Annotated in this window: 11 protein-coding genes; 4 read left to right on the forward strand and 7 right to left on the reverse strand. The window is 68.9% G+C overall.

Going from position 1 to position 12,866, the window contains the following annotated elements; all coding sequences use genetic code 11:
• Positions 1 to 158 precede the first annotated feature (158 nt).
• The 5 genes from ABIE65_RS08235 to ABIE65_RS08255 form a co-directional block, all read right to left on the reverse strand.
• Complete coding sequence (locus ABIE65_RS08235; protein ID WP_354077013.1) at positions 159 to 1,163, reverse strand: branched-chain amino acid ABC transporter permease; 1,005 nt, start codon at positions 1,161 to 1,163, stop codon at positions 159 to 161.
• The gene (locus ABIE65_RS08240; protein ID WP_354077015.1) at positions 1,160 to 2,032 is read right to left on the reverse strand and encodes a branched-chain amino acid ABC transporter permease; all 873 of its coding nucleotides are present in this window, start codon (positions 2,030 to 2,032) and stop codon (positions 1,160 to 1,162) included. Before ABIE65_RS08240 ends, ABIE65_RS08235 begins: the two co-directional genes overlap by 4 nt.
• Before the next feature lie 76 nt (positions 2,033 to 2,108).
• Complete coding sequence (locus ABIE65_RS08245; RefSeq protein WP_354077016.1) at positions 2,109 to 2,813, reverse strand: ABC transporter ATP-binding protein; 705 nt, start codon at positions 2,811 to 2,813, stop codon at positions 2,109 to 2,111.
• A gap of 114 nt (positions 2,814 to 2,927) precedes the next feature.
• On the reverse strand, positions 2,928 to 3,683 hold the full coding sequence (locus tag ABIE65_RS08250) for an ABC transporter ATP-binding protein (protein ID WP_354077018.1): 756 nt from the start codon (positions 3,681 to 3,683) through the stop codon (positions 2,928 to 2,930).
• A gap of 41 nt (positions 3,684 to 3,724) precedes the next feature.
• Positions 3,725 to 5,032, reverse strand: coding sequence for an ABC transporter substrate-binding protein (locus ABIE65_RS08255; RefSeq protein ID WP_354077019.1), 1,308 nt, complete (start codon positions 5,030 to 5,032; stop codon positions 3,725 to 3,727).
• Between the two features lie 321 nt (positions 5,033 to 5,353).
• Between ABIE65_RS08255 and ABIE65_RS08260 the strand changes: the two genes are divergently transcribed.
• A complete protein-coding gene (locus tag ABIE65_RS08260) occupies positions 5,354 to 6,538 on the forward strand; it encodes an MFS transporter (RefSeq protein ID WP_354077020.1) in 1,185 nt (394 codons plus the stop codon).
• 17 nt (positions 6,539 to 6,555) lie between these two features.
• Here ABIE65_RS08260 and ABIE65_RS08265 read toward each other — a convergent pair whose 3' ends face one another.
• Positions 6,556 to 6,855 (reverse strand): PilZ domain-containing protein, encoded by a 300-nt coding sequence (locus ABIE65_RS08265; RefSeq protein ID WP_354077022.1) that lies wholly within the window; start codon positions 6,853 to 6,855, stop codon positions 6,556 to 6,558.
• A 180-nt stretch (positions 6,856 to 7,035) separates the two neighbouring features.
• On the opposite strand from ABIE65_RS08265, the gene sthA reads away from it, so the two are divergent.
• Both sthA and ABIE65_RS08275 read left to right on the forward strand, forming a co-directional pair.
• Positions 7,036 to 8,442 carry a Si-specific NAD(P)(+) transhydrogenase gene (sthA, locus tag ABIE65_RS08270; protein WP_354077024.1) on the forward strand — a complete coding sequence of 469 codons (1,407 nt, stop codon included), beginning with the start codon at positions 7,036 to 7,038 and terminating at the stop codon, positions 8,440 to 8,442.
• Positions 8,443 to 8,529: 87 nt separating this feature from the next.
• Positions 8,530 to 9,957 carry an NAD-dependent succinate-semialdehyde dehydrogenase gene (locus tag ABIE65_RS08275; protein ID WP_354077025.1) on the forward strand — a complete coding sequence of 476 codons (1,428 nt, stop codon included), beginning with the start codon at positions 8,530 to 8,532 and terminating at the stop codon, positions 9,955 to 9,957.
• A 41-nt stretch (positions 9,958 to 9,998) separates the two neighbouring features.
• Here ABIE65_RS08275 and ABIE65_RS08280 read toward each other — a convergent pair whose 3' ends face one another.
• Entirely contained in the window at positions 9,999 to 11,789 is a 1,791-nt protein-coding gene (locus ABIE65_RS08280; protein ID WP_354077027.1) for an acyl-CoA dehydrogenase family protein, read from the reverse strand.
• 135 nt (positions 11,790 to 11,924) lie between these two features.
• Between ABIE65_RS08280 and ABIE65_RS08285 the strand changes: the two genes are divergently transcribed.
• Positions 11,925 to 12,809 (forward strand): LysR substrate-binding domain-containing protein, encoded by an 885-nt coding sequence (locus ABIE65_RS08285; RefSeq protein WP_354077028.1) that lies wholly within the window; start codon positions 11,925 to 11,927, stop codon positions 12,807 to 12,809.
• Positions 12,810 to 12,866: the final 57 nt, after the last annotated feature.

A 12,866-nucleotide genomic window follows, 5' to 3' on the forward strand; every position in this document is an offset into this window, starting at 1 on the left:
CATGCGGCTTCGGGCAGGTGACCGCGGCTGCGATTGCCGTGCCGAGCGGCGCATCGACCCGGGTCGAACATGGCGGCGGCTGCCGAAAGAGCTCACCTCCCGGCCAGTGCTGCCACATGGACAGGCGAACCGGCGTCGTTCACTGCCACTAGGCCCCCTCAAGCCTGCTTCGCCCGCGTCGCGTTCAGCGGTGTGGTCGCACGGTCCGGGCGGCCCTGGGCCCAGGCGAGGGCCGTGCCCAGGATGCCGCGCGGCAGGAAGATGATGAACAGCACGAGCAGGAAGCCGTAGATCGTCGCGTCCAGTCCGACCATGTCGGTGCCGATCATCACGCGCAGCGACTCCGCGAGCAGGATCGTGAACACCGCGCCGACGGTCGGCCCGAGCAGGACGTAGAGGCCGCCGGCGACCACCGCGAAGACGATCTGCAACGACACCGCGATGCCGGAGACGGTCTCCGGGTTGATGTACATCTGGTACTGGCCGTAGAGGATGCCGGCGAGCGCGGTCAGCACGGCGCTGATCACGGTGATGCGGATCTTCTGCGCCATGACGTTCACGCCGACGGCCGCCGATGCGTCCTCGTTCTCGGCGATGGCCTCCATCGCATAGCGCGCCATGCTGCGGTCGACCTTCCACCAGACCCACAGGCCGAACGCCCAGCAGACGAGCGCCAGGACATAGAAATAGTCCTTGTCGGCGAACTGCAGCGCCCACCACGAGACGCCCTGCCCGTCCTGGCGGGGCGTCATGCCGAGCGAGCCGCCGGTGTAATCCCGCATCGCGACGATGGTCAGGCGCACCACCTCGGTCAGCGCCAGGGTCACCAGCGCGAAATAGTGGCCGACGATGCGGAAGCGGAAGCAGGGATAGCCGATCAGCACCGCTGCACCCGCCGCCAGTAGCAGCGCCACCGGTATCCCGAGCCAGGGCGTGACGCCCCAATGGTTCCAGAGCAGCGCCACCGCATAGGCGCCGATGCCCATGAAGGCGCCGTGGCCGAGCGACACCAGCCCGAACCGCCCCATGATCGACCAGGCCGTATAGGCGAGCGACCAGATCAGGATGAGGATCAGCATGTGCATGTAATAGTCGGGCACGCCCAGGAACGGCACGAGCAGGAGCCCGACGCCCAGGACGACGGCCGCCATCCCCTGGTTCATGATTTCTTCCCCAGCAGGCCCTCGGGCTTGATGATCATCATCACGATGAAAAAGGCGAAGGCGACGACGTAGCCCCACTCGATCGCGAAGTAGAAGCCGCCGATCGCGATGATCTCGCTGAAGATGAAGGCGGCGATGAAGCCGCCCACCATGTTGCCGAGCCCGCCCAGCACGCAGATCATGAAGGTGATCGGGCCGAACTGCAGGCCGATCGCCGGGTGCACGTCGTACTGCAGCACCAGCAGGCAGGCGGCGAGGCCGGCCAGCGCCCCGCCGATGGCGGAGGTGATCAGGTAGACCTTCCGCGAATTCACGCCCATCAGCACCATGATCTCGCGATCCTGGGCGATGGCGCGGATCGCCGTTCCCATGAAGGTGCGCGTCAGGAACAGGTACAGGGCGGCCATGCCGAGCAGCGCCGCGCCGAAGGCGAGCAGGCGGGCGAAGCTGATGTACATGTCGGCGAATTCGAGGATCGGCAGGCGCAGGCCCAGATTGCGGAAGTCGATGCCGAACAGGACGGTCGCCAGGTTCTGCAGCAGGAACAGCACGCCGCCGGTCGCCAGCAGCTGGTTGATCGGCGGCGTGCCGAGCAGCGGGGCGATGACCAGATAGTGCAGCGCTGCCCCCATGAGCGCCACGCCGGCGATCGCCAGCGGTCCCGCCAGCGCCAGCGGCAGGCCGTGGTCGGTGTAGAGGAAGAACACGGCGTACATGCCGAACATCACCAGTTCGGCGTAGCAGATCCACACCACGTCGATGACGCCGAAGACGAGGTTCAGGCCGAGCGCCAGCAGGGCGAGAACCCCGCCGAGCAGCAGCCCATTCAGGATGGCCTCCAGCAGATAGATGTCGAAGATCGCGTCCATCTCAGCCCTGCCCCCTGTTCTCGAACGCGGCGTCTGCACGCCCCAGTTCTGACGCCTCGAATTCAGACGCCCCGATTCAGACCCCGATGTAGGCTTTGCGGACATGCTCGCTGTCGAGCAGTTCGGCCGCCGTCCCCTCGGCGCGGATCGAACCGGCCTCGAGCAGGTAGGCCCGGTCGCAGACCTGGAGCACCTGCCGGACGTTCTGTTCGACGATCAGCACGGTGAAGCCCTCCTGCCGGATGCGCCGGACCAGGTCGAACACCTGCTGGACGATCACCGGCGCCAGGCCCGCCGACGGCTCGTCCATCAGCAGCAGCTTCGGCGACGACATCAGCGCCCGGCCGATCGCGCACATCTGCTGCTCGCCGCCCGACATCGTGCCGGCCAGCTGCCTGCGGCGCTCGCGCATCCGCGGGAAGAGCTCGTAGACGAACTCCAGCTGCTGGCGGAACTTCGACCGGGCGGCCGAGGGAAAGGCGCCCATGCGCAGATTGTCCTCGACGGTCATGCCGGGAAACAGCCGCCGGTTCTCCGGCACGTGCGCGATGCCGAGATCGATGATCTGGTGCGGCGGCACGTCGGCCAGACGCCGCCCCTCCATCTCGATCGTGCCGGCGCGCGACGGGATGAGGCCGGAGATGACGCGCATCAGCGTCGTCTTGCCCGCTCCGTTCGGGCCCAGCACGGCGACCGCTTCGCCCGCCCGCACGTCGAGCGAGACGTCGAACAGCGCCTGGAAGCTGGCATAGCCGGCGTCGACGTTGCGCAACTGCAGCATGCCCGCTCCGATCCTCCCTTGGCGGCCTCCGGTCGTCCCGGCGCGGCTTCTTCTCGTTCGGCCGGTGCCGCGGCTGCGGCGCCGGGTGGTTCAGGCCCCGGTTAAGGCTGCGGTTCAGGCGCGGGCGGCGACGGTCGCCTGGGCGGCCGCGCTGTCGCGGCCCAGATAGACCTCGATCACGCGCGGATCGTGCGCCACCTCGGACGGCAGGCCCTCGGAGATCTTCTCGCCGTGGTCGAGCACCATCACCCGGTCGACGACCCGCATCAGCACGCCCATGATGTGTTCGACCCAGATGATCGTGATGCCCAGTTCGCGCCGGATGCGGTCGAGCATGTCTGCGGCCTGGTCCATCTCCGCCTCGTCCAGCCCGCCCAGGCTCTCGTCGGCGAGGAGGAGGGTCGGCTGGGTGGCGAGCGCCTTGGCGAGTTCGAGCTTCTTCAGGCCGGCCGCACCCAGCAGCCCGACCTCCGCCTTCGGGTCGTTCGGCAGGCGCACCGCCTCGATCGCCCGCTCCGCCGCCTCCCAGGCCTTGGTGCGGCTGACGGTGCCGCCCTGGCCGAAATAGCCGGCCAGCGCGACGTTCTCCAGGATGGTCAGCCGGCGAAAGGGGCGCGGGATCTGGAAGGTGCGGCCGATGCCCATGTGGCAGATGCGGTCGGGCGACAGGCCGCCGATCTCGCGTCCGTCGAGCCGGATCGACCCCGCCGTCGGCTTCAGCGTGCCGGAGACCATGTTGAAAATGGTGCTCTTGCCCGACCCGTTCGGCCCGATGAGGCCCAGGATCTCGCCCTTCGCCACCTCGAAGGACACGTCGTTCACCGCCGTGAAGCCGCCGAAGCGCTTCGTCAGCCCCGCTACGGAGAGCATCGCGACCTCCTGCCTGGAAGGGTCCGTCGCCTCCGCGTCGGTCAGCGCGCCGCGTAGGCGTGCGCCGCCGGCAGCGGCAGCACCGGCTCGGCGGCCGCGATCGTCGCCGGCCAGACGATGCTGGGCTCACCCTTCACGAACTGGATCACCACCGGGAAGGAGCGCGCGTTCTGCCCGGCCATCGGGTCGCCCGGCGGATTGAACTTCACGCCGTAGCCCTGCATCGTCCCGCCCTCGGGGATGTCGGTGTCGAGTGCCGCCTTGCGCAGCGCCTCGGCATCCCAGCCGCCGTATGTCTTGATCGCGCGGGGCAGCACGTCGCTGAAGAAGATCCAGCTGTTGTTGTAGCCCATGCTGGTGTGCGGCGGGATCGCGTCGACCTTCTTCTCGCGCTTGTACCCCGCGACCATGTCGTCGATCAGCTCCGGGATGCCGGCCGCCAGCTTGGAGCGGTCCATCATCTGCGCCGGTGCCGGATCGACCGTGAAAAGCAGGTCGACGTCGTCGCCGAAGGTCGCCTTCAGCTTGTCGATCTGGCTGTGGCCGGCGCCGTGGCCGACCAGCGCCTTCCAGCGCAGGCCGAGTTCGCGCGCCTGGCGCATGAACAGCGTGATGTCGGGATTGTAGCCGGTGTGGAAGATCACGTCGGCCCGCGCCCGCTTCAGCTTGGTGACCAGCGAGGACAGGTCCGGCGACGTCGCCGCATAGCCCTCGTTCAGCACGACCTCCATGCCGTGCTTCTTCGCCTGCGCCTCGTTCGAACCGGCGACGCCGACGCCGTAGGGACCGTCCTCGTGGATGATCGCGACCTTCAGCCCCTTGGCGTCCTGGCCCAGCTTCGCCTTCGCGTAGTGCGCGATCATGTCGACCGAGACCTGGCCGAACTGGTCGCTGTGCGCCGTCGGCCGGAAGACGTAGGTCAGGTTCTTGTCTTTGAAGACGGCGGAGGAGATGCAGATGTTCGCCCACATGAACACCTTCGCCGCGTCCATCTTCTGCGCCAGCGGCACGCAGTGGGCGCTCGAATAGATGCCCATGATCAGGTCGACCTTCTCCTGGCTGACCAGCCGCTCCGCCTCGTTGATCGCGACGTCGGTCTTGCTCTGGGCGTCGGCGTAGATCGCCTCGATCTTGTGACCCTCGACGCCGCCGGCCGCATTGATGCGGTCGATCAGCAGCTTGGTGCCGACGGCCGCGGGCTCCGACCCGCCGCCGGCGAACGGTCCGGTATAGTCGTGGATGAGTCCGACCCGAATCGGCTTCTTGTCCTGGGAGAGAGCCGGACCGGCGATTACCGTCGCGGCGAGGGCGGCCAACAGGGTACGGCGCACGTTCGCATTGATGCGCATCTTCGGAGTTCCCTTCCCTGACCATTTTTTTATTGCGATCAGTGTCCGCACGCGCGGGAATTCTTGTCAAGCCGTTCCGGCGGCCATGCGCCGAAAGCGCAGTGCAGCTGGCAGACCGGCCACGCCGGACGCGGCGGTACCATCCTTGCTCCTGATCTTTGCCCTATCCTCGCCCTTGCCGGCTGCGTCGGCGCTCCGCTATCGCATGCCCATCGGGAACATCCAGCCGCCGGTGCACAGCTTGACCCCAGCCAGCCGACCGTCCGCCCATCCGGCCCGGCCATCCGCACGCGCCGCAGATCCGGCGTTCGGCGGCTGATGATGCGACGCTCCACGACCCGTCCGACCTGGTGGCCGATCGCCCTGCTCAGCATGGCCGCCTTCTGCGTCGCCGCGACGATGCGCGTCGCCGATCCGATGATCCCGCGCGTCGCCCTCGAATTCGGCACCACCGCCGGCGAGGCCGGGGTGATCGTGACCACCTTCACGATCGCCTACGGCCTCTGCCAACTGATCTACGGCCCGCTCGGCGACCGCTACGGCAAGTTCCGCCTCATCACCCTGGCGATGACCGTCTCCGGCCTGATCGTCGGCGCCGGCGCGCTGGCCGGATCGATGGGGACCCTCGCATGGCTGCGGCTCGGCGCCGGGGCGATCACCGCCGCGGTCATCCCGCTCGCCATGGCGCATGTCGGCGACCTCGTGCCCTACGACCGGCGGCAGGCGGTCCTGGCACACTTTCTCTCCGGCCAGATCCTGGGCGTCGTCTTCGGCCAGGCCGCCGGCGGCGCGCTGATCGAGGCGACCGACTGGCGCACCGTCTTCGTCGTCCTGGGCTGCGCCTACGGGCTGGTGGCCCTGCTGCTCTGGTACGAACTGCTCTCCGGCCGGCCGCAGCCCCCGGCCGACCGGCGCAAGGGCGGCATCGCCCGAGCGATGCGGCAGTATACCGGCATGCTCGCCGCCCCGCGGCCACGCGTCGTGCTGGCGGCCGTGTTCGTCGAGGGCTTCCTGTTCTTCGGCGCCCTCGCCTATGTCGGTGCCTTCGTGCACGACCGGTTCGAACTCGACTTCGCGACCATCGGCCTGCTGCTCGGCTGCTTCGGCATCGGCGGCCTGTGCTACACCTTCTCCGTGCGGCCCATCGTGCGGACGCTCGGCGAGAGCGGCATGGTCACCGCCGGCGGCGTCGTCCTCGCCGCCAGCTTCGCGGCACTGGCCTGGATGCCGGTCTGGCCGGGCGTGGCGGTCGTGATGGCCGGCGTCGGCTTCGGCTTCTACATGCTGCACAACACCCTGCAGACCAACGCCACCCAGATGGCGCCGGAGGCGCGCGGCGCCGGCGTCTCGCTCTTCGCGCTGGTCTTCTTCCTGGGCCAGGGTGCCGGCGTGCAGGTCTACGGCATGGTCGTCGACAGTCTCGGCTTCGCGCCGGTGTTCCTGACCGTCGGGCCGGGGTTGCTGATCCTCGGCATCGTCTTCGGCCGCAGCCGCCGCCGATCCTGAGTGGATGTCTTGAAGACTCAGTCCCGCGGCGTCGGCAACGCGGGCATCGGCAGGGGACCAAAGGAGACCGCGAAGCCGTCCTGCGTGTGCCTGACGACGCTGCCGGTCGCCATCATGTCGGGTGCGACGCTGACCAGCATGCCGGTGCCGAGCGGCGGCCGGATGTCGGCCAGCAGGCGCGCGCCGCTGGTCGACAGGTCGTTCAGGGCGACCGTGGTCCAGGGCGAGACGGCCGCGCAGGCGGACGGCGCGGCGACCGGAAAGCGTTCGTGGCTGCGGCGGTCCGCGCTCCGCCGGGGGGAACTTCTGCGCGACATGATGCTGACTCCAGGGTCCGGATCCTATTCTGACCCGGAGTCGTTACCGAGCCGTCACGAAGCACGGTTTACCAATGGTATGCGTAGACGATCCGGCCGGCACGACTCTGGCAGGAACATGATTGGGCGGCGGCCCGGGCCGCGGGCCGCACGTCACGGGGTTGGTCTCGGAGGGCCTGAATGGAAGCGCGCGAATACGACCTGCTGGTCATCGGATCCGGCCCTGCCGGACAGCGGGCGGCCATCCAGGCGGCGAAACTGGACAAACACGTCGCCGTGGTCGAACGCCGGGCGGTCGTCGGCGGCGTCTGCATCAACACGGGCACCATCCCCAGCAAGACGCTACGCCAGGCGGCGATCGACCTGTCCGGCTATCACATGCGCAGCGTCTACGGCGCGTCCTACTCGGCCAAGCAGAAGATCACCATGCAGGATCTGCTGTTCCGCGCCGACCATGTGATCCGCAACGAGATCGACGTGACGCGCCACCAGCTCCTGCGCAACGGCGTGGAGCTGTTCCAGGCGGACGCATCCTTCGTCGATCCGCACACCGTCCGCCTGAAGAGCTTCGACCTGCACCAGGGCTACCGCGACGTCTCGGCGGACAAGATCGTCATCGCGGTCGGCACCAGCACCGCGCGGGATCCGCACATCCCGTTCGACGGCCAGCACATCTTCACCAGCGACGACGTCCTGGAACTGCGCGACCTGCCGCGCACGCTGGCGGTCGTCGGCGCCGGCGTGATCGGCATCGAGTATGCGACGATCTTCGCGGCCCTCGGCGTGCGCGTGACGCTGGTCGACAAGCGCAAGCGCCTGCTGCCCTTTCTCGACGCCGAGATCGCCGACGCGCTCGCCTACCAGATGCGCGACAACCGGATGACGCTGCGGCTGGGCGAGGAGGTGAGCGGCATCGAGCCGTTCCACGACGAGCGCGGCGACCATGTCCGCATCCTGCTCGCCAGCGGCAAGCAGATCGTCACGCACAAGGCCCTCTACAGCATCGGGCGCACCGGCGCGGTGGGGAGCCTGAACCTGGAGGCGGCGGGCGTCGCCACCGACGACCGCGGGCGCATCGCCACGGACGAGCACTACCGCACCGCGGCCGGCCACATCTATGCGGTCGGCGACGTCATCGGCTTCCCCAGCCTCGCCTCGACCTCGATGGAGCAGGGCCGGCTGGCGGCGTGCCACGCGTTCGGCGTGGCCGCGGAGACCATGCCCGACCACTTCCCCTACGGCATCTACACGATCCCGGAAATCTCGACCGTCGGGCGGAACGAGGAGGAACTGACCCAGGCGGGCGTTCCCTACGAGGTCGGCAAGGCCTCCTACAAAGAGATCGCCCGCGGCCAGATCATCGGCGACGCCACCGGCCTGCTGAAGCTCCTCTTCCACCGCGAGACGCGCAAGCTGCTGGGCGTGATGATCATCGGCGCCGGCGCCTCCGAACTCGTCCATATCGGCCAGGCGGTTCTCGCCCTGGGCGGGACGATCGACTATTTCGTGCAGACGGTCTTCAACTACCCGACCCTCGCCGAGTGCTACAAGACGGCGGCGTTCGACGGCATCAACCGCATGGGCTGACCGTCGCCCCGCGGCCGGCACTTGCGCCTGCGGGCGTGTCGCGCGAAAACCCCGCTTTCCGCTATGTGAAACCGACGGGATCGAGCGATGTACATCAATGGCGCGTGGGAACCGGCCGAGAGCGGCGCGACGTTTGCGGTGACGAACCCGGCCACGGGCGAGAAGCTGGCCGACGTGCCGGACGGCGGCCGGGCGGAAACGGTGCGTGCCATCGACGCGGCGCACGCGGCGTTCCGCGGCTGGGCCGGCCTGACCGCCTATCAGCGCTCCGAGTTCCTCTACCGCGCCTGGACGCTGATGCTCGAGCGCAAGGAGCATCTGGCCCAGACGATGACGCGCGAGCAGGGCAAGCCCATCCGCGCCGCGCGCAACGAGGTGCAGTACGGCGCCGACTTCCTGCTCTGGTACGCCGAGGAGGCGAAGCGGGTCTATGGCGAGACCATTCCCGCGCCGCGCGGCGACCAGCGCTTCATCGTCCTGCGCCAGCCGGTCGGCGTGGTCGGGGCCGTCACGCCCTGGAACTACCCGGTCTCGATGCTGACCCGGAAGATCGCTCCGGCGCTCGCCGCGGGCTGCACGATCGTGCTGAAGCCGGCGGAAGCCACGCCGATGTGCGCCATCGAGATGTTCAAGGTCCTGCACGACGCCGGCATCCCGAAGGGCGTCGTCAACCTCGTCACCGCCAACGACCCGGCGCCGATCGGCGAGGAGTTCCTCTCCAACCGCAAGATCCGCAAGCTGACCTTCACCGGCTCGACCGAGGTGGGCAAGATGTTCGCCCGCGGTGCGGCCGATCAGATGAAGCGCGTCTCGCTCGAACTGGGCGGCCACGCGCCGTTCCTGGTGTTCGACGACGCCGACCCGGTGCACGCCGCCAAGGGGGCGGCGATGGTGAAGATGCTGAACACGGGCCAGGCCTGCATCAGCCCGAACCGGATGTTCGTGCAGCGCAGCGTCGTCGAGCCGTTTCTCGACGAACTGGTCTCGCGCGTCACGCGCATGCGTGCCGGCAACGGCATGGAAGACGGCGTTGCGGTCGGACCGCTCGTCGACGACGGCGCCATCGAGAAGGTCGACCGCCAGGTCAAGGACGCGGTCGCCAAGGGCGCCAAGCTGCTGTGCGGCGGCCATCGCCTGATGGACAACGGCCTCGACCGCGGCACCTTCTATGCCCCGACCGTGCTCGCCGACGTGCGGCCGGACATGCTGATCTACCGGGAGGAGACGTTCGGCCCGGTCGCTCCGGTCATCGCCTTCGACAAGGAGGAGGAGGCGCTGGAGATGGCCAACGACACCCATTACGGCCTCGCCTCCTACGTCTATACGCAGAACCTCGCCCGCGGCATGCGCATCTTCGAGGGCCTCGACTTCGGCATCGTCGGCATCAACGACATCAACCCGACCGCTGCGGCCGCACCCTTCGGCGGCTCCAAGCAGAGCGGCCTCGGCCGCGAGGGCGGCCACGAGGGCATCGGCGAATATCTCGAGACGAAGCTCGGCGGCTTCTCCGTCTGACGATCTTCCCGGCCGGCTCCCGCCGGCCGGGAATCGCCCCCCTACGCGGCGAGCAGCGTGTGGGCCCGGTCGAGTCCCACAGGGTCCGTGCCGAGTAAGGCGTCGACTATCGCCGCGTCGCTCGCCCGCCCCGCCAGCGGGTCTTCCGGGCGGAGCCGGTGGTCGATGACCATCCTCGCGAGCAGCAGCCGCCGTGCGTCGCCGCCCTCGGCACCCAGCGCCGCGCCTTCCGACGCGAGGAGCGTGGCGGAGGCCACGTTGTAGAGGGCGCTCGAGGCGGTCCGCATGAGCGGCTCGTCGCCGTCGCGGGCGGTCTTCTCGGCGAAGGCGACCGCCCTGTCGACCAGTCCGGAGAGTTCGCCGCGGAACTGCCCGGGGAGCGCCCGCGCGCCGTCCAGCGTCTCCTGCAGGGCGTCGCCGAGGTCCTCGTGGGCACCGGCCTTGCCCACGGCGCGGGTGACGATGTCGAGCGCGTTGATGTTGGACGTGCCCTCCCAGAGCACGCCGATATGCGCGTCCCGCACCAGCCGTGCGGCGACCCAGTCCTCGATGTAGCCGTTGCCGCCGCGCACTTCCATCGCACCCGTGGCCACGGCGATGTTGTCCCGGGCGGTGCGGTACTTGAGCAGCGGCGTCAGGATCCGTGTGAGCCGTTCGGCGCGGGGATCGCCCGCTTCCGCCCGCTCGAGCTGGACCGCGATGTGGAGGATCACCGACAGCGCCTGCTCCGTCGGCACCATCAGCTTCATCAGCTGCCGGCGCAGCAGCGGCTTGTCGATGATCGCGCCGCCGAACGCGTGGCGGGCGCGGGCGACGACCATCGCCTCGTTCAGGCAGCGGCGCATCATGCCGGCGGCGCGCACCCCGTGCGACAGGCGCGACATGTTGACCTGATCCATCATCTGCTTGAGGCCGCGGTTGGCGTGCGGCCCGACCTCTCCGATCGGATAGGCCACGGCGCCTTCGAACACGATCTCGCCCGACGCCATGGAGCGCGTGCCGAGCTTCTCCTTCAGGCGGACGATCCGGTAGGCGTTGCGGGCGCCGTCGTCGAGCCGGCGCGGCAGCACGAACAGCCCGAGCCCGCCGCTGCCGGACGGCGCACCCTGCGGCCGTGCCAACAGCATCGCCACGTCGGCGTCGGCGCAGGAACAGAACCACTTGTCGCCGTAGAGGCGCCATTCGCCGTCTTCGAACCTGGCTTCCAGCTCCGCCTCGCCGACGTCCGAGCCGCCGCTCTTCTCGGTCATGAACTGGGCGCCCATGAGGATTTCGCCCTGGGTCTGGCTGGTCATCCCGGGAAGGAAGCGCCGCTTCAGCGCCTCGTCGCCGTGCCGCTCGATCAGCAGCGCCGAGGTCTCGGTGGCGGAGATCGGGCACATCAGGCCGAACTCCGACTGCACGAACAGATATTGGAAGATGTATTTGCCGACGGGCGGGACGCGATCGTTCCAGCCCAGCACGCCGGTCCGGCGCGACATGCAGTGGATGCCGAACTCGCTCAGCGCGATCCGCTCCATCTCGTGATAGGCCGGATGGAACTCCACCGCGTCCTCGTCGCGGCCGAAGGCGTCGCGGACCCGAAGGGTCGGCGCGTGCCGGTCGCAGATGCGCGCCAGTTCGTCGAGCCGCCCGCCGGCGATGCGGCCGAGGCGGCGATAATGCGGCAGCATGTGCGCATGGAGATCGGCCGGCATGTAGAGAGGCATCAGGCTCCGCAGGCTGGTGTCGATCTCGAAGAAGTCGAGGCCGTGGCAATCGGGAGCCAACCTGTCGCTGTTCGTCGGCCGGTGCGCGACCGGTCCGGGGGTGAGCCTGCGTGTGACGACCATGTCGACGGTCCCTCGGTTCGTTTCCGTACCAGGAAGATCCCGCCGCGGCGTTGACGGCGCAAACGACTTTGCCGGATACAGTGTGTGAGTGTTGCGCAACCAAGGCGCCCCTGCATGCCGCGGATACCCTCGACCATGTCACTCAGCGTGTTCGAGGCGGCCGCACGGAACCTGAGCTTCTCCAAGGCCGCCGAGGAGCTGAACCTGACTCCGGGGGCGGTGAGCCGGCAGATCCAGTCGCTGGAGACGGCGCTGGATGTGAAGCTGTTCGAACGGAGCCATAAGCGCGTCTCCCTCACCGATGCCGGCCGGTCCTACCGCGACGCGATCCGCCTGCCGCTGGCGGAGCTGGCTGCCGCGACGGAGCGGATACGCGGGCGCGGCGACAACGCCGTCGTCTCGGTCGTCGCCTATCCGACCTTCGCGATCCGCTGGTTCATTCCGCGGTGGGGCCGCTTCTACGACCGGCACCCTCAGGTCGACCTGCAGCTGACCACCTCGCTCGACCCGGTGGATTTCCTGCGCGGCAGGCCGGATATCGCCATCTGCGTGCCGCCCCTCGGCGAAGCGCCGGCCGGGCTGGTGGGTGAGAAGCTGATCGAGGTGGACCTGATCCCGGTCGCGGCGCCGGACGTGGCCGTGCGCCTGCACAGACCCGACGATCTCGCCCAGGCCACCCTGCTGCACGGGGCTCCGCGACCGCGCGACTGGGAGCGGTGGCTGTCGACGGCAGGCTTGGGGGCGGCCGTGGCGTCGATCGATCCCACCCGGGGACTTCGCTTCGAAAGCCTGAACCTGGCGATTCAGGCGGCGATCGAAGGCTTGGGCGTGGCGATCGCGATCGAGGCCCTGGTGCGCGAAGACCTGGCCTCCGGCCGTCTGGTCGAACCTTTCGGGATCGTCCGCCGCTCTCGCCGGCCGATCCACATGATGTACCCCGAGGGCAACGCGGAGAAGCGCGCGTTCCGCATGGTCCGCGACTGGCTCCTGCGCGAAGCCGGCGCCGCGTCGACGAACTGAGAGCGCAAAAGAATCGGCCCCGGGACAGGATCCCGGGGCCGATCGTCGACCGATGGA

It is taken from the genome of Constrictibacter sp. MBR-5, from assembly GCF_040549485.1.
Classification (GTDB): domain Bacteria; phylum Pseudomonadota; class Alphaproteobacteria; order JAJUGE01; family JAJUGE01; genus Constrictibacter.

Coding starts and splice junctions, on each gene's coding strand:
- ABIE65_RS08275 (WP_354077025.1), top strand. CDS start 8,530: ATGTACATCAATGGCGCGTGGGAACCGGCCGAGAGCGGCGCGACGTTT.
- ABIE65_RS08240 (WP_354077015.1), bottom strand. CDS start 2,032: ATGGACGCGATCTTCGACATCTATCTGCTGGAGGCCATCCTGAATGGG.
- ABIE65_RS08285 (WP_354077028.1), top strand. CDS start 11,925: ATGTCACTCAGCGTGTTCGAGGCGGCCGCACGGAACCTGAGCTTCTCC.
- ABIE65_RS08250 (WP_354077018.1), bottom strand. CDS start 3,683: ATGCTCTCCGTAGCGGGGCTGACGAAGCGCTTCGGCGGCTTCACGGCG.
- ABIE65_RS08265 (WP_354077022.1), bottom strand. CDS start 6,855: ATGTCGCGCAGAAGTTCCCCCCGGCGGAGCGCGGACCGCCGCAGCCAC.
- ABIE65_RS08235 (WP_354077013.1), bottom strand. CDS start 1,163: ATGAACCAGGGGATGGCGGCCGTCGTCCTGGGCGTCGGGCTCCTGCTC.
- ABIE65_RS08260 (WP_354077020.1), top strand. CDS start 5,354: ATGCGACGCTCCACGACCCGTCCGACCTGGTGGCCGATCGCCCTGCTC.
- ABIE65_RS08255 (WP_354077019.1), bottom strand. CDS start 5,032: ATGCGCATCAATGCGAACGTGCGCCGTACCCTGTTGGCCGCCCTCGCC.
- ABIE65_RS08245 (WP_354077016.1), bottom strand. CDS start 2,813: ATGCTGCAGTTGCGCAACGTCGACGCCGGCTATGCCAGCTTCCAGGCG.
- sthA (WP_354077024.1), top strand. CDS start 7,036: ATGGAAGCGCGCGAATACGACCTGCTGGTCATCGGATCCGGCCCTGCC.
- ABIE65_RS08280 (WP_354077027.1), bottom strand. CDS start 11,789: ATGGTCGTCACACGCAGGCTCACCCCCGGACCGGTCGCGCACCGGCCG.